This is a genomic window from Pseudomonadota bacterium (assembly GCA_039196715.1).
GTDB lineage: Bacteria > Pseudomonadota > Gammaproteobacteria > CALCKW01 > CALCKW01 > CALCKW01.
Genome location: JBCCUP010000002.1, coordinates 25,334 through 46,908, shown reverse-complemented (window position 1 = coordinate 46,908; position 21,575 = coordinate 25,334). Strand labels below are relative to the sequence as shown.

The window sequence follows — 21,575 nt, the reverse complement described above, 5'->3', positions numbered from 1 at the left end:
TGGGCTATATTCTATCTATCACTAGATAGATTGCAAGGGCCAATTTTTTACCGCGTGCCTTGTGCAGGTGAGGTGGCGGCCGACGACAGCGCCCCGGGCGGGCGTGCTGGGCGTCAGCGCAACAGGCTGGTGTAGAGCCGTTGTTGGGCGGTGAGGCTCACGGTGTCGCCGTGGACCCGGTCGACCAGCAGCGCGCCCTCGATGCCCGACACCATCACGCTGGCGAGGTCTGCCGGGGCGAGGTCGCTGTTCACTTCGTCGGCGTGCGCGCTCAGTTCGCGTGTCAGCCAGCTCGCCATCTCGGTGAAGAACCGGCGCAACGCGGTGCGGTTTTCGGCGGACAGGGATTCGAGTTCGGCGGCCAGCATGCCGCACAGGCACAGGCTGTCGGAGCGCGCGACGTCTTCGATCACCGCCATGAAGGCGGTGAGCTTGCGCTTGAGCGACCAGGGCTCCGCTGCGATCGCCTCGAGCTTGGCCATGAAGGTCGTGGTGTACTGCTCGATCAGCGCCTGGGCGAGGTCGGACTTCTCGGGGAAGTGGTAGTGCACACTCGAGGATTTGATGCCCACTTCGTTGGCCAGGGTGCGGAAACTCAAGCCACGCAGGCCGCTCTTCTGGACGCTCGACTGCGCCACGTCGGTCAATTTCTGTCGGTTATCGGCCATCGGTTGCTCGGCTCCCCGGTGCGGCGGCGTCCGCGGTGCGTGACGCTGGAGCCGGGACCCTACCGCAAATGCCTATCTATGGGTAGGTTCAGGCCGTCGGTGCCGGAGGTGTGCTGTTCAGGTCGAGGGTGGGGATCAGGCGATCGATCACGTGCTCGGCGGAGGTGAGGCGGGTGGCGTCGTCGGCGACCTGGTTCAACGGCCCGTCGACGAACAGCACCGCCAAGCCGTGCAAGGTCGACCAGACCAGCAGTTCCTGATCGCTCAGGTGGTCCGGGTCGCAGTCCCTGAGGGCGTCGCCGAACCCGGCCGTCAGTTGCCGGGTCAGCGTGGCGGTGGCTGCGCGGTATTGCTCGTCTTGGGCGTAGATGGTGTCCTCGCGCCACATGGCGCGAAACAGCGCCGGCTTCTCGATCGCGTAGCGAACGTAGGCGAGCGCGATCGGCCGAAACGTGGTGTGGTTGGTGGCGGCCTCGGCCAGCGCCGCCGAGAGCTGCTGCAGGGCGCGCGTGGCAAACGCGGTCAGCAGCGCCCGCTTGTCCGGGTAGTGCCGGAACGCCGACGACGGCGAGACGCCGAGCTGCTTGGCGCAGGCGCGCAAGCTCACGGCCTCGAGCCCGAAACGGGTCGCGAGGTCCTCCACCGCATCGAGCAGAGACTCGGCGAGGTTCCCGTGGTGGTAGCTGTCGCGGTGCTTCTTCATGGCCCTATGTTAACAGTGTTCACTTTTTTTCTGCCACCCCCTTGATTTTTGGCCGTGTGGGTCGTACCTTTATGTGAACGGTGTTTACATTAACTCGGATCGAAGCCGCCCGTGAACACCGTTGGGCACCGCTTTGACCACATGAGGAACCGAATATGACTCACACGAACGCCAAACAGACCCACTGTGCTTTCTCGGGCCAAAAGGGCAACTGGAGTGGCCGCAACATCGCCGCCATGGTGGTTGGCTTTGTGTTGTTCTGGCCGGTGGGGCTCGTGCTGCTCTACTGGAACATCACCGGTCGCGATGTCCGCGACTTCCCGGCCGCCGTCCGCGGCGTCTGGTCGAAGGTCGCCCGGCGCGGCGAAGACAGCGGCGCCGACCACGACAACGTCGTCTTCAACGAGTACCAGGAGACACAGTACGACCGCATCCGTGAGATCAAGGCGGAAATCGAAGAACGCGCGCGCCGCTTCGCCACGTTTCGCGCCGACGCCAAACGCCGCCAGGACGAAGACGAATTCAACCGCTTCATGGCGAGTGCGCCGGTGGTCGACGGCGGCAACGGCTGACCGCCGACCGCACCCGGCCGGCCCCGCTCGGGTACCGGCCGCGGCAGATTCACCGGTTTCTTTATATGCACTCAAATAATCTGGCTGACGGCCGATACCGTCCCTGAAACCGCGTCGCGCGCTCGCCTGCCCGGGCGACACCGCGCGGCCGCGCGCTGTGAGGCACCGACCTGGCGCAGCGCGTTGCACCCAGCCCCAGCCCCGGTCAGGGATCGGGTGTCGAAGCGTCCACTGACCTCGATCGGTCCTCACACACCGGTGTCTTTTTGTGTTCGGAGGTGTCGGATGGACATGATTCAGTGCATCTACTGCAGCAAATCGGTCGATGGGGAGCTCACGGCCAGCGCGCTTGACGCGTTGCTCGAGCAGAGTCGGGTGAACAACGCGGCGATCGACGTGACCGGCATGCTGCTGTACGAATCGGGGGCGTTTTTTCAAGTGCTCGAGGGCGATCGCGAAGTGGTCGAGCGGCTCTACAAACGGCTTGAGCGCGATCCGCGACACCAGGGTGTGATCAAGTTGATCGTCGAGCCGATCTCGGAACGCAGCTTTGGCAGCTGGTCGATGGGCTACCCACGGGTCTCACGCGAGGAGCTGGCGCAGATCGACGGCATGAACGACTTCTTCTCCCAGGGCAAGTCGTTTCTCGAGCTCGAGGAGGGGCGAGCCAAGACGCTGCTCGACGCCTTCAAAGGGGGGCGCTGGCACTGAGGATGGGGCGCTCGGCGGAGGCCGGCTGGTCTGAGGACATGGCGGCGACCGACAGGGCCTGACCGTCCGAGCGTCAGGTCTGAAACCGGCTTGCCACAAAGCCGCCGAACGCGCGGTTCTTCAGGCCCGCGCGCGACTCCGGTGCACTGACAAACCAGATCGGGGCGTCGGCGGCGGCCAGCGCGCCCGGCAGGACTTCGACCAGACGGCCGTCGCGCAGCTCGTCCTGGACCGCGAGCCGCGATTTGATGGCGATGCCGAGCCCGTTGACGGCTGCATCGGTCAGCATGTCCGAGTTCGAGACGAGGATATTGCGCGTGGCAGTGAACGGGCGCTCGCCACCGAGCGGGGTGCGAAGCGGCAAGCGCATTTGCCAAGGCAGGCACACCCAGCTGTGCGCGTCGAGCGTGTCGATGTCGGTGGGCGCGCCGGCATCGGCAAGGTACGACGGCGCGGCGCAGAGCACCCGCTCGTTGTCGGCGATGCGCCGCGCCAACAACCCGCTGTCTTTCAGTTGGCCCACCCGCACAGCGCAATCCTGGCCCTCCTCGACCAGCGAGACGAAGCGGTCGACGGCGAGAAACTCGAGGCTCAGTTCGGGGTGCGCGCGTTTGAACGGGGCCAGCGCGGGCAGGATGTAGCGCGACAGTATCCACGGGGACAGTGTCACGCGCAGGTGGCCGCGCAAGGCCGTGCGGGTGCCGCCCGCGTCGTCGCGCGCCGCCGCCAGGTCGTCGAGCACCGGCTCGATGCGGTCGAGGTAGCGTTGCCCTTCGTCGGTCAGCTGGAAACTGCGGCTGTTGCGGTGGAACAGGGTCAGCCGCAGGGCGCGCTCCAACTTCGCAATGCGGTGGCTTGTGGTCGCCGGTGAGATACCCAGTTGCTGGGCTGCCGCGGTGATGCCCCCGCGGTGCGCGACGGTCACGAAGGTGCTGAGGTCATCCACACTGTACATTTGAAAATATCGAATGCAGCTTTCAGAAATACCGCGTTGTTTTAGATATGTTCGAATAATACGGTGTGAGACGTCAACCAACCGAGGACGTCCCCATGTCGAAAAACGCCCGATCCTGGCTGCACGCAATGGCCTTGGGGCTGACTGTGTCGGCCGGCCCCGCTGTTGCCACCGGGTTCGAAATCGTCGCCACCTTCGGGGCGGCGCACCCACCCGGCAACCTGGCCATCGGCCCGGACGGTCGGATGTTCATGAGCGTTCACGAGTTCTACGGTCAGCCGCTGCGCGTGGTCGAGGTGCTGGCCGACGGTGCCGTGCAGCCCTACCCCGACGCCGCGTGGTCCGCTGCGCCGAGCGGGGACGGCCCCGGCCTGAACGGTGTGCTCGGGCTGCGAGCCGACCGCAACGGGGTGCTGTGGATGCTCGACGGTCAGTCCGAGGCGCGGGCGGGGCGTGTCGTCGCCTGGGACACCCGGTCTGAATCGTTGCACAGCGTGCACTACCTGGCGGCGCCGGTGACGCGCGCGAGCTCGTTCCTCAATGACCTGGCCGTCGACCTGGAGCACAACGCCGTCTACATCTCGGACACCGGTGATGGACGCAATTCCGCGCTGATTGTGCTGGACCTCGACACCGGCCGCGCCCGGCGCGTGCTCGAGGGGAGCCACTACACGGTTCCCGAGGACATCGACATGGTCATCGACGGTCGCACGATCGAGCTCGGGGGCCAGCCGGCGCGCATCGGTGTCAACCCGATCACGGTCGACCCCACCAACACCTGGGTCTATTTCGCCCCGATGAGCGGCACGTCGATGTACCGGGTGCGCACGGCCGACCTGAACGACGCCGCGTTGGGCCCGTCTCAGTTGCTCGAGCGGGTGGAGCGCTACGGCGACAAACCCATCTCGGACGGCTCCACCGTCGATGCCGACGGCAACGTGTACATAACGGCCATGGCCGACGATGCCATTGGTGTGGTGCGGCCGAGTGGCGAGTACAGCGTGTTGTACCAGTCCGCTGACGCGTTGCCCTGGCCGGACGGCTTTGCGATGGGGGTCGACGGTCACGTCTACGCGACGGTCAACGAGCTGCACCGCAGCCCCGTGCTGAACGGTGGCACCCTGGCAACCACGGGGCAATTCAAGATCGTGCGGTTTCCCGCACTTGGAGGGGCCGTCAGCGGCCGCTAAGCTCGACACCCCCGCCCGCCTTTCATCGACGCGAGTCCACTCGTGTCAGGAGTCAACAGCATGTCAGAGAACGACCCGTACACGCCCCCTGCCGTCTGGACCTGGGATGACGCCAGTGGCGGCACCTGGGCGTCGATCAACCGACCGACCGCGGGGGCCCAGACGGACATGGTGCTGCCGCGCGGTGAGCACCCCCTGCAGTTGTATTCGCTGGGCACGCCGAACGGTCAGAAGGTCACCATCCTGCTCGAGGAGCTGCTCGAGCACGGCGTGCCGGGGGCGGAGTACGATGCCTTCCTGGTCCGCATCGGCGACGGTGAGCAGTTCGGCAGTGGCTTTGTCGAGCTCAACCCGAACTCGAAGATCCCGGCCCTGTTCGACGTCGAGCGTGGCGTGCGGGTGTTCGAGTCCGGCGCAATCCTGTTGTACCTGGCTGATCGCTTCGAGGCCTTCCTGCCGGCGGACCCCGCCGGCCGAACGGAGGCGCTGAACTGGCTGTTCTGGTTGCAGGGCGCAGCACCCTTTGTCGGTGGCGGCTTCGGGCATTTTTACAAGTACGCCCCAATCAAGATCGAATACGCGATCAACCGCTACACGATGGAAACCAAGCGTCTGCTCGACGTGCTCGACCAGCGTCTGGCGCAGGCCGACTACGTCGGCGGCTCGCAGTACGGTATCGCCGACATCGCGATCTGGCCCTGGTTTGGTGCGCTGGTGCTCAACACGATCTACGACGCCGGTGCCTTTCTTTCAGTTCGGGAGTACCCGCACGTACGGCGGTGGGCCGAGGCAGTCGCTGCGCGGCCCGCAGTGCAGCGTGGGAAACGTGTGAACCGCACCGAGGGAGAGGGCGCCGTGCCCGAACGGCACAGTGCGGCTGACTTCGGCGATTGAAAAAAGTGGCGGGCGAGGGGCCGTCCATGGCCTGTAATATAGAGATAACCTTGCAATCGGCGTCCCGCCGCCTCGCCCACCGTTCTCATCCCTGAAAACACCAGTCTGCCGTCACTCGGCAATGAAATTGACGAGCTTCCCGATCAGTTCGCCCTGACGCTTGAAGCCGGTCTTGGCGAACACGGATTTCAGGTGGTTCCGGACCGTGTACACGGTGATGTGGTTGGCCTCGGCGATTTCCTTGAGGTCCATGCCGTTGACCAGCGCCCGCACCACGCGTGTTTCCGCACACGACAGGCCGTAGGCCGCTTGCACCAGCTCGTCTCGCAGGTCCGGTTTCTTGTCGGGTGAAAACAGGGTGATCAGCACGTGCACCTGTTTGTCCGCTGCCGAGGACTCGTGCAGCACCCAGGGGCAGAAATCCAGCACGTAGGGCATGTCACCGCTCGGCCGGTCGACCGCGATGGGCGTCGGCATGGCACGGCCGTTGAGGGCTTCGAGGGTCTGCTTGAAACTGGACCTGTAGCGCTGGTCGAGGGCCGAGTCGTCGAGACGCAGGTAGCCGTCTTCGGTGTGGATGCCGTCGCCCTCCCGCAGCAGGTCAAGCGCGTTGTCGGTGCACTCGACGATGCGGCCGAAGTTGTCCAACAGCACGTGCGCCTGTTGCTTGGAGCAACTGGTGGTCTCGTAGAACTGCCGTTGCAGGGTGATCCCGCGCATGCGCCTGAACAGCGCCAACGCCTGGCTGAGCTGTGGGTAGATGCCGTCCAGCGCCGCCAGGGTGTCAGCCTCGAAGGTGCCCTGACCGGTCTCGCTGATCACCGTTAGGGCGACGTGCGAGGCGTGGTCGCGCTGAGAGCAGATGCTGAGCGCATCGGCCATGTGGTGGCGCGGCATGAAGCTCTGGTACCACGCGGTGTCACGGCGGTCGTTTGCACTGACGTCGCGGCTGGCGACAAACAGGTTGGTGTTGAGCAGGGTGCTCGCGTTGCGGTAGTGGCGCCACACGTTGTGGCGGTGGTGGGATGAGAGAAACTCCCTGGACTCATCCTCGTCCACGCCGATTGACATGAACGACTGGGGCAGGGTGTCGGCTGCGTGGTACTCGCCGTAGGTGGCGCGCTCCTGGCGCGTCGCATCGCACAGCGCACTCAGCAGCGGTTGAATGTCCCCTGTGCTGGGGGTGGTGTACGCAGTGTTAAGCAGGCGTTGTTGATCCATGCTGATGAACCTCTCCCTTGTCAAAGCCTTGTCTGGCGCGAGGACGCGTGTCCCGAGAAGCCGCCCAACCGCCTTGCCAAGTCGTTACTTGACATTTGGCGTTGGCGTGAAATCCATCCTAGTGCAAAGCAATTTGATTCATCATGGCCATAGCGGGGTAACCCATTTGGGTAATGGGGAATCGGCTGTGGTGACATAATGTGAGTAAAAAATGACGTGCCGATCAGAATCTGGCCAAGGCCCGATCAGGCAGAGGCCTGATGGCACCGCTGCCTCCGGCGGGATGGACTTTCAGGTCATTGTATTCATTAAAGAAAACGGCTTGGCAAGCGCAGTCGACCGGGCGAAGTTGGGCCGATTGTGCGCGTGAACACAGTCCATCCAGGCTGTTGACAATCGGAAAAAAATCACGCTGAAACGGACTAAACAGCTATAAATTTCACGTAATTTCTTTTTATTTCACGATAAGTTCACGACTTCAGCGTCCAAAGCGACTGCCACCAGGCGTGTTGCTGCCCGGTTGGGGTCAGGTTGGGGCCGGTTTCGGCTCGGTCAGGGTGGCAACGTTGCAATGGCCGGTCGGTCGCCACCGGTCCGCGGTTCAGACGCTGGCGTAGCGGTCGGCGGCCTCGCCGAGCCAGCGGGCGAGCAGGCGGGGAATGCGGCGGCGGTGTGCGCTGCGCAGCGCCGTGGTGGCCTGGGCCACGTCCGGCAGCAGCGCACGGTCGAGGCCGAGGTCGGCCACGCGGAACGCCAGGTCGCCGGTCTGGCGGGTGCCGAAGATCTCACCCGATCCGCGCAGCAGCAGGTCCTTCTCGGCGATTTCAAACCCGTCGTTGGTGTCCCGCAGCACCTGCAGACGCTCGCGGGCGGTGTCGGCCAACGGTGGGCTGTACAACAGCACGCAGGTGCTCTCGGCGCTGCCGCGGCCGACACGGCCCCGCAGCTGGTGCAGTTGGGCGAGACCGAGTCGCTCGGGGTTCTCGATGATCATGAGCGAGGCGTTCGGCACGTCGACGCCGACTTCGATCACCGTGGTGGCCACGAGCAGACCGGTCACGCCCTGTTTGAACGCCTGCATGCGCGTTTCTTTCTCGACCGCTTTCAGGCGGCCGTGCACGAGCCCGACCGTGTGGGGTTCGAGGGCGTCGGCCAACGCAATGCTGGTGTTCTCGGCTGCCTCCGCGGCGAGCGATTCGGATTCCTCGATCAAGGTGCAGACCCAGTACGCCTGCCGGCCCTCGGACAGCGCGGCGGCGACCCGTTGCACCACGTCGCCGCGGCGCTTGGTCGACACCGCCACGGTGGTGACCGGTGTTCTGCCGGGCGGCAGCTCGTCGATCACGGAGTAATCGAGGTCCGCGCACGAGGTCATCGCCAGGGTGCGCGGGATGGGTGTCGCGGTCATGATCAGCTGGTGCGGCACGGCGTCGGCGTGGGGCCCTTTGTCACGCAGGGCTTGCCGTTGTGCCACGCCAAAGCGGTGTTGTTCGTCGATGACGATCAGGCCGAGGTTGTCGAAGCGCACGTCGTCCTGAAACAACGCGTGCGTGCCGACGGCGATGTCGGTGTGGCCGCTAGCGATGTCCGACTGGCTGGCACGCCGCTGCGGAGCGCTTTGCTTGCCGGACAGCCACCCGACCGAGATGCCGAGCGGGCTGAACCAGGCGTCGAAGTTGTGGAAGTGCTGTTCGGCCAACAACTCTGTCGGTGCCATCAGGGCCACCTGGACGCCGCTCTCGATCGCTTGCGCGGCGGCGGCGGCCGCCACCACGGTTTTGCCCGACCCGACGTCGCCTTGCACCAAACGCTGCATCGGGTGGGGCTCGGCGATGTCGGCGACGATCTCGGCGATCACGCGGTGCTGTGCGCGGGTCGGCTCGAACGGCAGCCGCTCGATCAAGGCCGCGCGCACGTGCCCGGCGGCGTCGAGCGTCGGGGCCCCGCGCGAGCGCGCCCGGTCGCGCAGGTTGAGCATCGCCAGGCGGTGCGTCAGCAGCTCCTCGAAGGCGAGCCGTTTGCGCGCCGGGTGGCTGCCGTCAAGCAGCGCGGCGATATCGGTGTCCTGGGCGGGGCGGTGCAGGGTGCGCAGTGCCTCGTGCAGCGACGGCAGGTCGAGGTCGCCGGTGGGCACGTCGGCCAGCAGGTCGTGTACGTCCGCGCCTGCGTCGAGCAGAGTCAGTGCCTGGTCGCTGAGTTTGCGCCAGGTCGCCTGGTGCATGCCCTCGGTGCTCGGGTAGACCGGGGTCAGGCGGTCGTCGAGCGTGTCGTCGTCGTCGCCGACGTGCTGGTATTCCGGGTGCACCATCTCCAGGCCACGCGGTCCGCGCCGGGCCTCGCCGAAGCAGCGCAACCGCGCGCCGCGTTCCAGCCGCGCCTTTTGCGTCTGGCTGAAATGGAAGAAACGCAGGGTCAGGCGGCCTCCGGACCCGTCACTGGTGGTGACCAACAACGAGCGCCGCCGGCCGAATGCGACCTCGTTGCCGGCCACCTCGACTTCGACCTGGGTGTGCAGGCCCGGATGCAGTGCGGCCAACGGTGTGATCCGCGTTCGGTCCTGGTACCGGCTTGGCAATTGGAAGAGGATGTCCTGGACCGAGCGGATGCCGAGCCCTGCCAGTTTTTCTGCCGCAGCGGGGCCGATCCCGCGCAGTGCGGTGACCGGCACGTCATGCAGGGCCTGGGCAGCACGGGCCATGCCTGGGCTCAGGCGTCGAGGACGAGGATGCCTTCGATCTCCACGTCCACGCCCTTGGGCAGCGCAGAGATGCCGACGGCTGCCCGCGCAGGGTAGGGCTGCTCGATGTACTCGGCCATGATGTCGTTCACCGCCGGAAAGTTGGCGAGGTCGGTCAGGTAGACCGTCAGTTTGACGACCTGGGACAGGTCGCCACCGGCGGCCTCGCAGACGGCCTTGAGGTTGTCGAACACGCGGCGGATCTGCGCGTCGATGCCGCCTTCAACCACCGTCATGCTCGCCGGGTCCAGCGGAATCTGACCGGAGATGTAGACGGTGTTGCCGGTGCGAACGGCTTGTGAGTAGGCGCCAATCGCAGACGGAGCCTGGTCGGTGGCGATGATGTGTTTGGCCATGGGGCGCGTTCCAACGGGGGTGTGAGCGCCGCATGATAGCAGCCGGGTTCGACCGCGCCGCCGGGTCGTTTTGTGCGCCGTGTCAGCTCAACGGTTCGCGGCGAACCCGCTCGACGACGCGCAGGTTGCGGATCTGGCGAATGAGACGGGCCATGTGCTTGCGGTCGCGCACTGTGAGGGTGAACTGGATGTCGGTCAGGCTGTCGTGGCTGTTCGAGAAGCTGATGTTCTCGATGTTGGCTGTGAGCCGCGAAATGGTGTCGGCGACGCGCGCGAGCGAGCCCGGTTGGTTGCGCATCGCCACCCACAGGTGGGTGGTGAACTCGGCAGTGGTGTGCGACGACCACTGCACCGGCACCCAGTCCGAGCTGCGGTTTCGGCTGCGTTTGAGCACGTTGCGGCAGCCGGCGCGGTGGACGACAACCCCGTGTCCGGCACTGATCACACCCTGGATGTTGTCACCCGGTATCGGCAGACAGCAGCGCGCCATGCTCACAACCGAGCCCTCGGGTCCGTCGACCAGCAGTGGCGTGGTCTGTTGCTGGGCCGGTGCGGGGTCGGTGTCCTCGCCGAGCAACTGGGCGGCAATGTCGCTCGGGATATGGTTGCCGATACCGAGGTTGAGCAACAGCGCGTCCAGGTCGCCGTGGTTGAATTTCCGCAGTACCCGCTGCAGGTTGTCGTCGGTCACGGCGTCCAGTGCGCCGCCGAGTGCGGCGAGTGCGCGCATGATCAGGCGGCGTCCGAACAGCAGGGCTTTCTCGTCGTCCATGGTGCGCAGGTAGTGGCGGATGGCGTGCCGCGCGCGTGCGGTCACGACGAAGTCCAGCCACATGGGGCTCGGCGACGCGAATTCGTGCGTGTAGATCTCGACCGTCTGCCCGGATGACAATTGTGTGCTCAACGGCATCATGCGTCGGTCGACGCGCGCGGCCCGGCACTGGTTGCCGATGTCGGAGTGCACGGCGTAGGCGAAATCCACCGGCGTTGCGTTCATCGGCAGGCGGAAGATACGGCCCTTTGGCGAGAAGACGTAGATCTCCTTGTGCACCAGATCGTGTTTGGCGCTCTCGTAGAATTCGAGCGTGTCGGACGCGCTTTTTTGCAGCTCAAGCACCTGTTGCAGCCACTCCTGGGCATGCGTGGGTGTGTCTTTCTCTCCGGTCTTGTATTTCCAGTGCGCGGCGATGCCGTCTTGCGCCATGCGGTCCATATCGCGTGTGCGGATCTGCGCCTCAACCGGCACGCCGGTGTTGGTTTGCATGACAGTGTGCAAACTCTGGTAGCCGTTGTTCTTCGGGATCGCGATGTGGTCCTTGAACGAACGCTCGACCGGCTTGTAGAGGTTGTGCAGGCGCCCGAGTGCCCGGTAGCAATCGTCGACCGAGTCGACAATCACCCGTATCGCGAACATGTCGTAGACGTCCCCGAAAGACATCTGCTTGTTGCGCATCTTCAGGAACAGGCTGTAGAGGTGCTTCTCGCGCCCGAACACGTCCGCGTTGAGGCCCATTTCCTCGAGCACTGCACGCGACTGTATTTCGATTTTCGAGACGAGCTCGGAGCGGTTGCCGCGCGCTTTCTCGACCGCGGCCCGCAGGGTGTTGTAGCGGTGCGGGTAGAGTGCTGCGAAGCCGAGGTCCTCGAGCTCGTTCTTGATGCTGGTGATGCCCAGGCGGTGGGCGATCGGGGCAAACACCTCCAGCGTTTCGCGTGCGATGCGCCGGCGTTTGGCGAGGCCCACGGCGCCGAGGGTGCGCATGTTGTGCAAGCGGTCGGCGAGCTTGATCACGATGACGCGGATGTCGCTGACCATCGCGAGCAGCATCTTGCGGAAATTCTCGGCTTGCGCCTCGGCCTTGGAGCCCTCGAGGTTGGTGAGCTTGCTCAGGCCCTCAACGAGTTGCGCGACCTCGTCGCCGAACTGCTCGGCGAGCTGCAGGTAGGTCACTGGCGTGTCTTCGAGCACGTCGTGCAACAGGGCCGCCATGATCGCGTGCGAGTCCATGCGCATGTCGTCGGCGACGATGCGCGCGACCGCGAGCGGGTGCGTGATGTAGGCTTCGCCGGACTGGCGCCGTTGTCCGTCGTGGGCCTCGGCCGCGAGCAGGTAGGCCTGGTAGATCCGCTGCACTTCGGCCCCACTGAAACGCGACTCCACCATGCGGCAGAGGTCCGTGATGTGGAACTCGGTGTCGCCGTGCGGGTTGTCCAGGGGGAGTGGCAGGTCGGCCATGCGCGCTCAACGGGCTCGGGTCGGTGTCTCTACCCAGAGCTTACAACGTCTCGGCGTCAAAATTCCGTGTGCTGTCGCGCGCACGGCGCACGCGGCCGCGCGTGCGTGGGGGGCTGTTCGGACCGCGATCAGAACTCGCGGGCGTCCTCGTCGCGGATGATCGGTGCGACCGGGGCCGGACGGTGCTCGATGGCCATCGCCAGCACGTCTTCGGTGACCAGGCCGTCGGCCACTTCGCGCAACGCCGTGACGGTCGGTTTGTCGCCGTCCGCTTCAACCAGCGCCTCGCCGCCCATGGCGATGTGCCGCGCGCGCCGCGCAGCCGTGACCACGAGGTCAAAGCGGTTGTCGACGTGCTCGAGGCAGTCTTCGATGGTGACACGGGCCATGTGGGGTACCGGCAGGGTTGAATTGCGAACCCGACATTATGTCACAGACGGTCAGAGTGTCAATGTGGTGTCAGGTGTCGCCCTGAACCAGGTCGGCGATCAGCGCAGCGTGCCGGGTGGCTTGCCGGCCGTGTCGGCAGCGTTCGGCCAGGACGATGGCCTGCAACTCGGTGAAGGCGGTGTCGAAATCGTCGTTGATGATCAGGTAGTCGGCGTCGCCGTGCTGGCGCATTTCGGCAATCGCGTCCGCGGTGCGCCGCGCGATTGCTTCCGCACTGTCCGAGGCCCGGCCGGTGAGGCGGGCCAGCAGCGTGGCACGTGACGGCGGCAGGATGAACACACTGGTGGCCGACGGGTGCCGCGCCCGGACCTGGGCGGCGCCCTGGCAGTCGATCTCGAGCACCACGTCGTCGCCGGTCTCGGTCACCGCTGCGACGGCGGCGTGGCTGGTGCCGTACTGGTTGCCAAAGACGTCGGCCGATTCGAGGAAGGCATCCTGTTCCCGCAGCGCATCGAAGGTGGCGGTGTCGACGAAGTGGTAGTGCACACCGTCGACTTCGCCGTCGCGGCGTGCGCGCGTGGTGTGCGACACCGACAGGCGGATGTTCGCTGTGTCCCGCAGCAGCCGCGAGACCAGGCTGGTTTTGCCGGCACCTGACGGGGCGGTGACGATGAAGAGGTGACCAGACATGGCGGCCTGCTGAACGGGAACCGCGCTAAGTGTGCCGACTTCGCTCCCCGAGGTGTAGCCCTCTGTGCGTCTGGGCTGCGCTGTGGGCCACCGGGTGCGGTGTCGCGGTCAGGGTGAGGTCGGCTGCTCGCCTGCGGTGGACGGTGTGCCCGGCTTCGGGCGCCCGGTGTCGTGGTAGATCAGGGTCACGCGGTCGGTCGAGTTGTCCGACAGCAGCGGGGCGTCCGCACTGTAGGCGGTCAGCGCTTCGGTGCGGGGGGACAGTGCCTGGCTCTTGCCCTGGGTCAGCAAGACAATGGCAATGACCAGGGTGGTGGGCACCGCGAGCAGGTGCCAGCTGCGCGTGCCCTGGTGCAGCCAGGCACGCAGATCGTGCGAGTGTGTAGCCATCTTCTTCTCGAAGGTTGAGGACGCCAAAATCGCCTGTGTGGCCGCGCGTCTGGAAGAGGCTCAGCAAAGACTGCGCCGGGTCGGTGTGCGCGCAAGGCTGTCGTGCGCGATTCGACGTGGGTCTGGCCCAAATGGGTCAGACTGGGGCGCTCAGGTTTCCCAGCGGAAGAGGGCGGCGCCGATCAGCAGCAGGACCGTGGTGACGCCGCCGAGGTAGAGCAGGCTCGGCAACACGTCGGTGAACGTTGCGGCGTCGAGCATGATGGCGCGTGCGCTGCGGGTCATGTGTGTCAACGGCAAGGCATCGGCCACGCGCTGCAGCCACGGGGCGGCGTCGTCCATGCTGAACCAGACCTCGCTGAGCAGCATCATCGGCCAGGTTGCGAGGTTGAGCAGGCCGTTGGCGAGCTCTTCCGAGCTGATGCGGGCAGCGATCAGCAGGCCCATCGCGATCAGCGAGGTCGAGCCGACGGCGAACACCAGCAACAGCAACAGGGCGCTGCCCTCCATGCGGAAATTGACGGTGATCCACAGGCCGACAAACAGGATGGTGTTGACCACCAGAATCAACAGCAGCCGCGATACCAGTTGGGCCGAGAGGAACTCCACCGCGCTGACCGGCGTCGCCAGCAGGCGCTTGAGCACGCCCATCTTGCGGTAACGGACGATCACGAAGCCGATGCCGTAGAGCGCGGCAAACATGATGTTCATCGCGAGTACCCCGGGCAGCGCCCAGTCCACGTACCGAAGTGCCTCGCCGCTGACCGGCAGGCGAGAGAGCGACTCCATACTGCCCTCGGCCTTGAGCACCTTCTCCAGCACGATGCCGTTTGGCGAACTCGGGTTGATCCAGTAGCGCCCCGCCGACGGTTCGACCAGCAGGTCGAGCCCGTGGCGCTCGACCTTGCGGATCGCGGCGTCGCGGTCGTGTTGCGGCGTGATGTCGACGAGCTCGTCATCGAGGCCCAGGAGCGCGGTGGCGTCGACGTCGCCGGGCCCGAGGCTGCCGACGGTGTACAGCGGTTGCTGGTTGTTGAAGATGAAGGCAAAGCCGACCACGATGAAGATCGGGAAGACCAGCCCCCACCCGAGCGACGCGTAGTCGCGGACGAACTCGAGGTTGCGGGCCACCAGAATCGCGTAGAAGCGCCGGAAGTGAAACATCAGTTGCGCAGCTCCCGCCCGGTGAGCTCGATGAACAGGTCCTCGAGGTTGCGCGAGCGGATTCGCAGGTTGCGCAGCGGCACACCGTGTTGCAGCAGCTCGGCAATGCTGGCGTTGACGTCGCGCGTGAGCAGTTGCACGTGGTCGTCACCGCGTGTCAAGTGCAGCTCTGGCACATCGACACCGTCGGGCCAATCGGCCGTCGGCAGTTGCATGATCACGTCGTCAAAGGTGGTCGCGAGCAGGGCGTCCGGCGTGTCCTGCGCGATCACCCGACCGTGATCCATGATCGCGATCTGGTCGCACAGCGCGTGCGCTTCGTCCATGTAGTGGGTGGTCATCACAATCGTGACCCCCTCCGATTTGATCCGGTTGATCAGCGCCCAGAGGTTTCGCCGCGCCTGCGGATCGAGGCCGGTTGTGGGTTCGTCGAGAAAGAGGATCGTGGGGTCGTTGATCAGGGCGATGGCAAGCAACAGGCGCTGGCGTTGGCCGCCGGAGAGTTTTTTCGGCTCGCGCTTGAGCAGATCGTGCAACTGGCAGGCTTCGATCAGCGGGTCAAGTGGCGTGGTCCGCTGGTACAGTCGGCCGAACATCGTCAGCATCTCACCGGCGGTGACGAATTCCTGCAGTGCGGTCTGCTGGAACATGATGCCGGCGTCCTCGGCGAAGGTCGGCCCGAGCGGCGCACCGCGGTAGCGCACCGACCCCTCGGTGGGCACCTTGATACCCTCCATGCACTCGATGGTCGTGGTCTTGCCGGCACCGTTTGGTCCGAGCAGGCCGAAGCAGGTCCCGGTGCCGATGTCGAGGTCGACCCCGCGCACGGCGTGCACCTCGCCGAAGCGCATGTGCAGCGCGCGGGTTTGCATCAGAGCCTCGGGCGTGGGGGTCACGGGGGTTCTCCTGCACAGGTGAGCGTGCAGCGGCTGCCGGAACGCGGCCTGGCGCGGCGCATGCACACGCCTTTGCTACTCTGTGCGTCGGTGGCGCGGTCAACGCAGTGTAGTGGTTGCGCCGTGTCGACACACGGATTCGATGAGCGAGGAACCCCATGGCCACGTTGTTGCTGGCAGACGACGATGCGGTGTTGTCCGAGTTGTTGCGGGAGTTCCTGGAGAGTCAGGGGTTCGCGGTCAACGTGGTCGGCAACGGCCGTGCCGCGGTCGAGGCGGTGGCCTCGGGCGGCGTCGACCTCGTGGTGCTCGATGTCATGATGCCCGAGCTCGACGGCTTCGAGGCGCTGCGCGAGATCCGCCAGCACTCGCAGGTGCCGATCATCATGCTGACTGCGCGCGGTGACGACATCGACCGCATTGTCGGGCTGGAGATGGGCGCGGACGACTACCTGCCCAAGCCCTGCAACCCGCGTGAATTGGCTGCGCGCGTGCGTGCCATCCTGCGCCGTGCGCAGGCCGAGGAACCCAGCGCCGACGCCAACGCGGTGGTCACGGTGGCCGACGTGACGCTCGACCCGGCCACTCGCAGCGCGCGCCTCGCCGGCGCGCCGCTGGTGCTGACCAGCACGGAGTTCAACGTGTTGATCGTGCTGATGCAACACGTGGGCGAGGTCGTCACCAAGTCGGTGTTGTGCGAGGCCGCGCTCGGACGCAAGCTCGCGCTGTACGACCGCAGCACGGACATGCACGTGAGCAACCTGCGCAAGAAACTCGGCGAGTACGCCGACGGCACCACGCGGATCAAGACTGTCCGGGGACAGGGCTACCTGTACGCACCGAACGCGGGTGGCGCGTGAGCGCACCCGCGCCGGAACGCGGACGGCTGCGGCAGCTGCTCGCGCGCAACGGCGTGTTCCTGCGGGTCTTTCTCGCCATCGGTGCCTCGGCGATCGTGGCCGTGGCACTCAGCGGCGCGCTGTTCTGGGTGTTGCTCGACAACGTCTGGGAGGACCTCTACGACCGCGACCTTGGCAACCTCGAGAGCCGCGTCGAGCGTGCGGTACAAACCCAGTCGGTGCGCGGCCTGCAGAGCCAGATGCTGCGGCAAGAGGGCATTGTCCTTGTGGTGTTGCGCGACAAACGGCCGGTGGGCCTGTCACCGCCACGCTGGTTGATGCGGCAACTCGAGCACGCGCGCGAACACCACCCGGAGGAGCTCGAACGCCGCGTGCAACGCTACGTCTACGCCGAATTCAGCGACGGTGCCCACGGCTACCAGATCATCCTGATCCCGAACGTGCGCAGTGTCTGGCGCATGGCTCGGCCGCTGGGCGTCGTGTTCGCCTTGCTCACACTGGTGCTGGCGAGCGCCTGGATCGCCTGGATGCTGACGCGGCCCCTTCGTGTCCTGAGTCGAAGCACCAAGCAATTGGCGGAAGGCGATTTGCAAGCACGGGTACCGCTCAGCGTGGCTGGACGGCAGGACGCTGTGGGTCAGCTCGGGTCCGAGTTCAACCGCATGGCCGAACGGGTTGACGGCTTGCTCGGCTCGCAACAGCAGCTGCTCCGGGACGTGTCGCACGAACTGCGCACGCCGCTCGCGCGCTTGCAGGTCGCCCTGACCCTGGCGCAGGACGAGCCGGAAAAGGGGCCGGCCATGCTCGGCCGCATGGAAGCCGAGCTCGAGCGGCTCGACAGCCTGATCGGTCAGGTGTTGTCGCTGTCACGCCTGCAAAGCGGAGCGGACACCCTGAACCTCGAGCCGGTTGACCTGGTGCCGTTGCTTGAAGACGTCGGTTCCAACGCAGAGTTCGAGTTCGCTGACAAGGACGTCCACCTGCGCCTGACCGCGCAAGCGGCGCGGTTGCGCGGTGATCGCGAGAAGCTCGCCAGTGCGTTCGAGAACATCGTGCGCAACGCCATGCGCTACGCGCCGGAGGGCAGTGCGGTGACTTTGCACGTGGCACAGTTGGGCCAACAGGTCACCGTGACGGTATCGGACCGCGGTCCCGGTGTCGAAGAGAGCAAACTCGAACGCCTGTTCGAGGCGTTTTATCGGGTCGACGGTGCGCGTGAAACCAGCACCGGTGGTCACGGTGTCGGGCTTGCCATATCGAAGGAGGCGGTGGCGCGCCACGGTGGCACCCTCCGCGCGCGCAACCTCGAGGGGGGCGGTCTGGAGGTCAGCGTCAGCCTGCCACTCGGACCCAGCTGAGCCGCGTCAGAATGCCCAGTGCAGTCCCAGCCAGTGGGTGGCGTCGCCCTGGTCGTGGTCGACACGGGTGTAGAGGATTTCGGAGCGCAGCCCGACGCTGAAACCGAGGCCTACGCTCAACGCGCGCTCGCGGTCGTCGGTGTTGCCGGCAGTCGCCGGGTCGAAGTCCAGCTCGATGTACCCGGTGCGCGCGATCACGTACAGCGGGCCGAGCGTGCGGGCGGTCAGCCAGGCCGCCTTGGCCGAGACCGCGGTGTCGCGGTTGGCCACTTCGGCGTCACTCAATCCCTCCGTGTATTCAAACGTGGCACCAATGTCCATCACACCGAGGTTCAGGAACTCGAGGCCCAGTGAAACGCTGCCGGTGAAGGCCGGTGTGGTGTCACCGCTTTCGCCGCCAGGTTGCATCAGGCCGAGCGAGGCCCCGAGCACCCACTCGTCGGCCAGCGTCGGCGTTGCCAGTGTCGTGGCCAGCAGCGCGATCGCCACGTGTTTTTTCACGGTTCGGGTCCTTTTACAAAGCTTTACAGGCGCCTGACACACGCTGACGCCGGGGTGTCGATACTGTAGTCGAACCTCAACGGAACGGGAGTTCCAACCATGATCAAGACCTTTCTCGCATCAGTTGGTGGCCTGACCTTGTTGGCCGGAGCCGCGTTCTCGGCCTACGCCGTAGCCGGCGGCGGTGGACACCACCGGATGTTCAACCCCGACCGCGCCGTGGAGCGCTTCAGCAAGCGCCTCGACCTCGATGACACCCAGCAGGCCGAGGTGCGCGGTATCGTCGAGCAGGCCGTGCCGGTGATGCGGGCGGCGCGCGAAGACATGATGGCCGGTCGCACCGCGTTGATCGATCTCGACCCGGCCTCGGCTGACTACAACGCCGAGGTGGCCGAGCTCGCCGAAACCGCAGCCCAGCATGCCCGTGCGATCGTCACACAGCTCGGCCAGGCGCGCCTCGACATGTCAGCGGTACTGAGCGACGAGCAGCAGGCGGAGTTCGACCAGATGCTGAGCAGAGCCAAGCGCTGGGGCCGTCACCACAAGCGTGGCCACGACGGCGAGTAGACCGCGTCGCGGCGTGCCTGACACCCTCTCCGACTTGCCCGGGCCCTGCCCGGGCTTTTTTTTGTGTCGGGCGCGCTATCATGGCGCATCGACCAAACACGACGGAAGGCGCTGTGAAAAAGACTGCTGCGGAACTGGTGCGAGAGGCCAACGCTGAAATCGAAACCCTCAGCGTCGCCGATGCCCGGGCGCTGTTGGGCCAGGACGGCGTGCGCTTTGTCGACATCCGTGACATCCGCGAGTTGCAGAAACTCGGCAAGATCACCGGCGCGGTTCACGCCCCCCGCGGCATGTTGGAGTTCTGGGTCGACCCCGAGAGCCCGTACCACCGTGAGGTGTTCGCATCAGGTGACAAGCTCATCCTCTACTGCGCCTCCGCCTGGCGGTCGGCGCTGGCCACCAAGACGCTGCAGGACATGGGGCTCGACAACGTCTGCCACCTCGAGGGTGGGTTCACGGCCTGGACCGAGGCGGGCGGCGACACCGAAGCACTCAGCCGCTGACCGTGGGCCCACGCGATGCGGCGCGGCACTATTTCACCGCGCAGACTTTCCTGACCCGCTTGCCGGCGCCGCGGTGGGTCGGCTTCAGCGCGGAGTGGGTGCCGCCCAGCGTCGCGTGGTTTCCGCTTGTGGGCGCGGTGGTGGGCGCCTTCGGGGCGGGCGTGTTCTGGTTGATGGTCGACCAGACACACCCGACGGTTGCCGCGGTCGCCGCGGTGCTCGTGACGGTCCTGGTCACCGGAGCGATCCACGAGGACGGCTTGGCCGACACCGCCGACGGTATCGGCGGCGGGCGCGACCGCGAACACAGCCTCGAGATCATGCGCGACAGCCGGGTGGGCAGTTACGGTGTGGTCGCGTTGGTGCTGGCGCTGTCGCTGCGCATCGCCCTGCTCGCTGCGCTCGGCGGCGGGGCCGCGCCGGTGGCACTCGTGCTGGCGCACAGCCTCGCGCGCGCAAGCGTGCTGCCGCTGATGACCACGCTGCCGTACCTGCGAGACCAGGGCGCCGGCTCGCCGTTCATGGCGCCGCACGCACCGAGCACATTGGCGGTGTTTGCTGCGCTCACCCTGCTCATCGCCGCGCTGTTTGACGGTCTGGTGCCGTTGCTCGTGGCGGCGGCGGTGTCGGTGGCGGCGTGGGGGTATTTTCGCCAACGGCTCGGGGGCATCACCGGCGACGGTTTCGGCGCCGTGGTCGTCGTGGTTGAGGTGGCGGTGTTGCTGACCGTGTTGATCCAACGATGACCCGGCTCGTGCTCGTACGCCACGGCGAGAAAGCCGAGGGCGAAGGCGCGCTGATCGGCCACACCGACGTCGCGCTCTCAACCAAGGGGCATGCCGACGTCGCCGCGCTGGCCTCGACCTGGTCCGGTGCCGCGCCTGCGCAGATCGTCGCCAGCGATCTGCTTCGCACGCGGCAGTCGGCTGCTCCCCTGTGTGCACGCTTCGGCCAGCAACTGGCCACCGACGCACGGCTGCGCGAGATGCATTTCGGTGCCTGGGAGGGCAAGGTCTGGTCCGAGGTCGAGGCGAGCCACGCCGTCGATGCCAAGCGGTGGGGTGAGCGGTGGTACGAGGCGCGCGTGCCGGGCGGGGAGTCCTACCCGGATGTCGCCGAGCGCGCGGCGAGTTGGCTAGCCGATTTCCAGCGCGCGCCGGCGTCGCCGACCGTGGTGTTTTCGCACAGCGGGACCATCCGCGCCCTGTTGTGCGTGATCTTTGAACGCCCCCTGAGCGAAGCGTTCGACCGGCCCTGTTCGCTCGCGCACGTACACACGATCGAGTGGTACGACGGGCAGCCACGCAGTGTCACCGCCGATCGCAGTGACTTCGGGGTGCCCTAGCGGCGGTTCAGCCGGCGCGGCGCTCGGTGCGTTGGCACGCGGCGCGGACATGGTCCGCCAGGGCGTCGGCTGAGAGGCCTTTGGCCACGCCACTGAGCGCCAGGCTTGCGACATCGCCGATCGCAGCCGCCGGGTCCGCCGTCTCGCCGTGCAGCACGCTGCAGGCGTCGCCACCGACCCAGTGCAGGCCGCCGTGTTGGTGCGGTTGTGCCGCCACGCCCAACACCGCGGTGTGGCTCGCCGGCCACGTGGACGTGACGCCGGCGAGCAAGCTGACGCCCACACTGTGGCAGCGCTCGAGCGAGGCGTTCAGGGCCGGGTTGGTGTGTTCGGTGCCGAGGCAGAAGAGCACCATGTCCACACCCTGATTGAGCAGCCAGAGCGTCGCTTCGGCCAGGGTGTCCGCAGTGGTCTCGCCGCCCGGCGCGAGTTGCGCATCGAACACCAGCGCGTGTCGGTGGTTGGGCAGGATGCGGGTCAGGGCTGCACTCGTCACCGTACCGGCACCGCCGCCCGGAACCTGTCGCACGATCTCGCCGTCGGGCAGGGTGCGAAAGGCGCTGGCGGCGCCGAGCTGGTGCGTGTCGAGTGGACCGGCACCGTCGCCGATCAGGCCGAGCCGCAGGCGGCGGGCCAAAGCAGGGGAATAAGCCATGTTGTTGTTATTA

The 21,575-nt window shown here is 66.2% G+C and carries 24 protein-coding genes; 10 read left to right on the top strand and 14 right to left on the bottom strand.

Going from position 1 to position 21,575, the window contains the following annotated elements:
- Positions 1-113 precede the first annotated feature (113 nt).
- Together AAGA11_01475 and AAGA11_01470 are read right to left on the bottom strand one after the other, a co-directional pair.
- The gene (locus AAGA11_01475) at positions 114-668 is read right to left on the bottom strand and encodes a TetR family transcriptional regulator C-terminal domain-containing protein (protein ID MEM9601506.1); all 555 of its coding nucleotides are present in this window, start codon (positions 666-668) and stop codon (positions 114-116) included.
- 88 nt (positions 669-756) lie between these two features.
- The gene (locus AAGA11_01470; protein MEM9601505.1) at positions 757-1,371 is read right to left on the bottom strand and encodes a TetR/AcrR family transcriptional regulator; all 615 of its coding nucleotides are present in this window, start codon (positions 1,369-1,371) and stop codon (positions 757-759) included.
- A gap of 155 nt (positions 1,372-1,526) precedes the next feature.
- Here AAGA11_01470 and AAGA11_01465 point away from each other — a divergent pair, with 155 nt between their 5' ends.
- Positions 1,527-1,943, top strand: coding sequence for a DUF2852 domain-containing protein (locus AAGA11_01465; protein ID MEM9601504.1), 417 nt, complete (start codon positions 1,527-1,529; stop codon positions 1,941-1,943).
- A 285-nt stretch (positions 1,944-2,228) separates the two neighbouring features.
- Positions 2,229-2,654, top strand: coding sequence for a BLUF domain-containing protein (locus AAGA11_01460; protein ID MEM9601503.1), 426 nt, complete (start codon positions 2,229-2,231; stop codon positions 2,652-2,654).
- A gap of 73 nt (positions 2,655-2,727) precedes the next feature.
- On the opposite strand, the gene AAGA11_01455 is transcribed toward AAGA11_01460, so the two are convergent.
- Positions 2,728-3,600 carry a LysR family transcriptional regulator gene (locus AAGA11_01455; protein MEM9601502.1) on the bottom strand — a complete coding sequence of 291 codons (873 nt, stop codon included), beginning with the start codon at positions 3,598-3,600 and terminating at the stop codon, positions 2,728-2,730.
- 104 nt (positions 3,601-3,704) lie between these two features.
- On the opposite strand from AAGA11_01455, the gene AAGA11_01450 reads away from it, so the two are divergent.
- Positions 3,705-4,799 (top strand): L-dopachrome tautomerase-related protein, encoded by a 1,095-nt coding sequence (locus AAGA11_01450; GenBank protein MEM9601501.1) that lies wholly within the window; start codon positions 3,705-3,707, stop codon positions 4,797-4,799.
- A gap of 60 nt (positions 4,800-4,859) precedes the next feature.
- Entirely contained in the window at positions 4,860-5,693 is an 834-nt protein-coding gene (gene yghU / locus AAGA11_01445; GenBank protein MEM9601500.1) for a glutathione-dependent disulfide-bond oxidoreductase, read from the top strand.
- Positions 5,694-5,804: 111 nt separating this feature from the next.
- Here yghU and AAGA11_01440 read toward each other — a convergent pair whose 3' ends face one another.
- The 9 genes from AAGA11_01440 to AAGA11_01400 all read right to left on the bottom strand — a co-directional run bounded on the left by AAGA11_01440 (position 5,805) and on the right by AAGA11_01400 (position 15,773).
- The gene (locus tag AAGA11_01440) at positions 5,805-6,914 is read right to left on the bottom strand and encodes a helix-turn-helix transcriptional regulator (protein ID MEM9601499.1); all 1,110 of its coding nucleotides are present in this window, start codon (positions 6,912-6,914) and stop codon (positions 5,805-5,807) included.
- 601 nt (positions 6,915-7,515) lie between these two features.
- A complete protein-coding gene (gene recG / locus AAGA11_01435) occupies positions 7,516-9,612 on the bottom strand; it encodes an ATP-dependent DNA helicase RecG (GenBank protein ID MEM9601498.1) in 2,097 nt (698 codons plus the stop codon).
- An 8-nt stretch (positions 9,613-9,620) separates the two neighbouring features.
- The gene (locus AAGA11_01430) at positions 9,621-10,007 is read right to left on the bottom strand and encodes a RidA family protein (GenBank protein MEM9601497.1); all 387 of its coding nucleotides are present in this window, start codon (positions 10,005-10,007) and stop codon (positions 9,621-9,623) included.
- Between the two features lie 82 nt (positions 10,008-10,089).
- Entirely contained in the window at positions 10,090-12,243 is a 2,154-nt protein-coding gene (locus tag AAGA11_01425) for a bifunctional (p)ppGpp synthetase/guanosine-3',5'-bis(diphosphate) 3'-pyrophosphohydrolase (protein ID MEM9601496.1), read from the bottom strand.
- A gap of 128 nt (positions 12,244-12,371) precedes the next feature.
- Complete coding sequence (gene rpoZ / locus AAGA11_01420; GenBank protein ID MEM9601495.1) at positions 12,372-12,632, bottom strand: DNA-directed RNA polymerase subunit omega; 261 nt, start codon at positions 12,630-12,632, stop codon at positions 12,372-12,374.
- A gap of 70 nt (positions 12,633-12,702) precedes the next feature.
- Positions 12,703-13,323 carry a guanylate kinase gene (gene gmk, locus AAGA11_01415; protein ID MEM9601494.1) on the bottom strand — a complete coding sequence of 207 codons (621 nt, stop codon included), beginning with the start codon at positions 13,321-13,323 and terminating at the stop codon, positions 12,703-12,705.
- 108 nt (positions 13,324-13,431) lie between these two features.
- A complete protein-coding gene (locus AAGA11_01410; protein ID MEM9601493.1) occupies positions 13,432-13,713 on the bottom strand; it encodes a hypothetical protein in 282 nt (93 codons plus the stop codon).
- Between the two features lie 150 nt (positions 13,714-13,863).
- Positions 13,864-14,877, bottom strand: coding sequence for an ABC transporter permease (locus AAGA11_01405; GenBank protein ID MEM9601492.1), 1,014 nt, complete (start codon positions 14,875-14,877; stop codon positions 13,864-13,866).
- The gene (locus AAGA11_01400) at positions 14,877-15,773 is read right to left on the bottom strand and encodes an ABC transporter ATP-binding protein (protein ID MEM9601491.1); all 897 of its coding nucleotides are present in this window, start codon (positions 15,771-15,773) and stop codon (positions 14,877-14,879) included. The genes AAGA11_01405 and AAGA11_01400 overlap by 1 nt, the downstream gene beginning before the upstream one ends.
- Before the next feature lie 158 nt (positions 15,774-15,931).
- Between AAGA11_01400 and AAGA11_01395 the strand changes: the two genes are divergently transcribed.
- Both AAGA11_01395 and AAGA11_01390 read left to right on the top strand, forming a co-directional pair.
- Positions 15,932-16,633, top strand: coding sequence for a response regulator transcription factor (locus AAGA11_01395; protein ID MEM9601490.1), 702 nt, complete (start codon positions 15,932-15,934; stop codon positions 16,631-16,633).
- Entirely contained in the window at positions 16,630-17,991 is a 1,362-nt protein-coding gene (locus tag AAGA11_01390; protein MEM9601489.1) for an ATP-binding protein, read from the top strand. Before AAGA11_01395 ends, AAGA11_01390 begins: the two co-directional genes overlap by 4 nt.
- Positions 17,992-17,997: 6 nt before the next feature.
- Here AAGA11_01390 and AAGA11_01385 read toward each other — a convergent pair whose 3' ends face one another.
- Positions 17,998-18,492, bottom strand: coding sequence for a hypothetical protein (locus AAGA11_01385; GenBank protein ID MEM9601488.1), 495 nt, complete (start codon positions 18,490-18,492; stop codon positions 17,998-18,000).
- Between the two features lie 99 nt (positions 18,493-18,591).
- Here AAGA11_01385 and AAGA11_01380 point away from each other — a divergent pair, with 99 nt between their 5' ends.
- From AAGA11_01380 to AAGA11_01365, 4 genes are all read left to right on the top strand, one after another.
- Positions 18,592-19,059 carry a Spy/CpxP family protein refolding chaperone gene (locus AAGA11_01380; GenBank protein MEM9601487.1) on the top strand — a complete coding sequence of 156 codons (468 nt, stop codon included), beginning with the start codon at positions 18,592-18,594 and terminating at the stop codon, positions 19,057-19,059.
- Between the two features lie 80 nt (positions 19,060-19,139).
- Positions 19,140-19,562, top strand: coding sequence for a rhodanese-like domain-containing protein (locus tag AAGA11_01375; GenBank protein MEM9601486.1), 423 nt, complete (start codon positions 19,140-19,142; stop codon positions 19,560-19,562).
- Positions 19,563-19,564: 2 nt separating this feature from the next.
- A complete protein-coding gene (gene cobS, locus AAGA11_01370; protein MEM9601485.1) occupies positions 19,565-20,308 on the top strand; it encodes an adenosylcobinamide-GDP ribazoletransferase in 744 nt (247 codons plus the stop codon).
- A gap of 8 nt (positions 20,309-20,316) precedes the next feature.
- Positions 20,317-20,907: a histidine phosphatase family protein gene (locus AAGA11_01365; protein MEM9601484.1), complete on the top strand. Its 591-nt coding sequence runs from the start codon at positions 20,317-20,319 to the stop codon at positions 20,905-20,907.
- Between the two features lie 7 nt (positions 20,908-20,914).
- On the opposite strand, the gene AAGA11_01360 is transcribed toward AAGA11_01365, so the two are convergent.
- Complete coding sequence (locus tag AAGA11_01360) at positions 20,915-21,562, bottom strand: hypothetical protein (protein ID MEM9601483.1); 648 nt, start codon at positions 21,560-21,562, stop codon at positions 20,915-20,917.
- Positions 21,563-21,575: the final 13 nt, after the last annotated feature.

What these genes read in the sequence shown, in the direction of transcription:
- AAGA11_01475 (MEM9601506.1), bottom strand. Translation starts at nt 668, where the DNA reads ATGGCCGATAACCGACAGAAATTGACCGACGTGGCGCAGTCGAGCGTC.
- AAGA11_01470 (MEM9601505.1), bottom strand. Translation starts at nt 1,371, where the DNA reads ATGAAGAAGCACCGCGACAGCTACCACCACGGGAACCTCGCCGAGTCT.
- AAGA11_01465 (MEM9601504.1), top strand. Translation starts at nt 1,527, where the DNA reads ATGACTCACACGAACGCCAAACAGACCCACTGTGCTTTCTCGGGCCAA.
- AAGA11_01460 (MEM9601503.1), top strand. Translation starts at nt 2,229, where the DNA reads ATGGACATGATTCAGTGCATCTACTGCAGCAAATCGGTCGATGGGGAG.
- AAGA11_01450 (MEM9601501.1), top strand. Translation starts at nt 3,705, where the DNA reads ATGTCGAAAAACGCCCGATCCTGGCTGCACGCAATGGCCTTGGGGCTG.
- yghU (MEM9601500.1), top strand. Translation starts at nt 4,860, where the DNA reads ATGTCAGAGAACGACCCGTACACGCCCCCTGCCGTCTGGACCTGGGAT.
- AAGA11_01440 (MEM9601499.1), bottom strand. Translation starts at nt 6,914, where the DNA reads ATGGATCAACAACGCCTGCTTAACACTGCGTACACCACCCCCAGCACA.
- recG (MEM9601498.1), bottom strand. Translation starts at nt 9,612, where the DNA reads ATGGCCCGTGCTGCCCAGGCCCTGCATGACGTGCCGGTCACCGCACTG.
- AAGA11_01430 (MEM9601497.1), bottom strand. Translation starts at nt 10,007, where the DNA reads ATGGCCAAACACATCATCGCCACCGACCAGGCTCCGTCTGCGATTGGC.
- AAGA11_01425 (MEM9601496.1), bottom strand. Translation starts at nt 12,243, where the DNA reads ATGGCCGACCTGCCACTCCCCCTGGACAACCCGCACGGCGACACCGAG.
- rpoZ (MEM9601495.1), bottom strand. Translation starts at nt 12,632, where the DNA reads ATGGCCCGTGTCACCATCGAAGACTGCCTCGAGCACGTCGACAACCGC.
- gmk (MEM9601494.1), bottom strand. Translation starts at nt 13,323, where the DNA reads ATGTCTGGTCACCTCTTCATCGTCACCGCCCCGTCAGGTGCCGGCAAA.
- AAGA11_01410 (MEM9601493.1), bottom strand. Translation starts at nt 13,713, where the DNA reads ATGGCTACACACTCGCACGATCTGCGTGCCTGGCTGCACCAGGGCACG.
- AAGA11_01405 (MEM9601492.1), bottom strand. Translation starts at nt 14,877, where the DNA reads ATGTTTCACTTCCGGCGCTTCTACGCGATTCTGGTGGCCCGCAACCTC.
- AAGA11_01395 (MEM9601490.1), top strand. Translation starts at nt 15,932, where the DNA reads ATGGCCACGTTGTTGCTGGCAGACGACGATGCGGTGTTGTCCGAGTTG.
- AAGA11_01380 (MEM9601487.1), top strand. Translation starts at nt 18,592, where the DNA reads ATGATCAAGACCTTTCTCGCATCAGTTGGTGGCCTGACCTTGTTGGCC.
- AAGA11_01375 (MEM9601486.1), top strand. Translation starts at nt 19,140, where the DNA reads ATGGCGCATCGACCAAACACGACGGAAGGCGCTGTGAAAAAGACTGCT.
- AAGA11_01360 (MEM9601483.1), bottom strand. Translation starts at nt 21,562, where the DNA reads ATGGCTTATTCCCCTGCTTTGGCCCGCCGCCTGCGGCTCGGCCTGATC.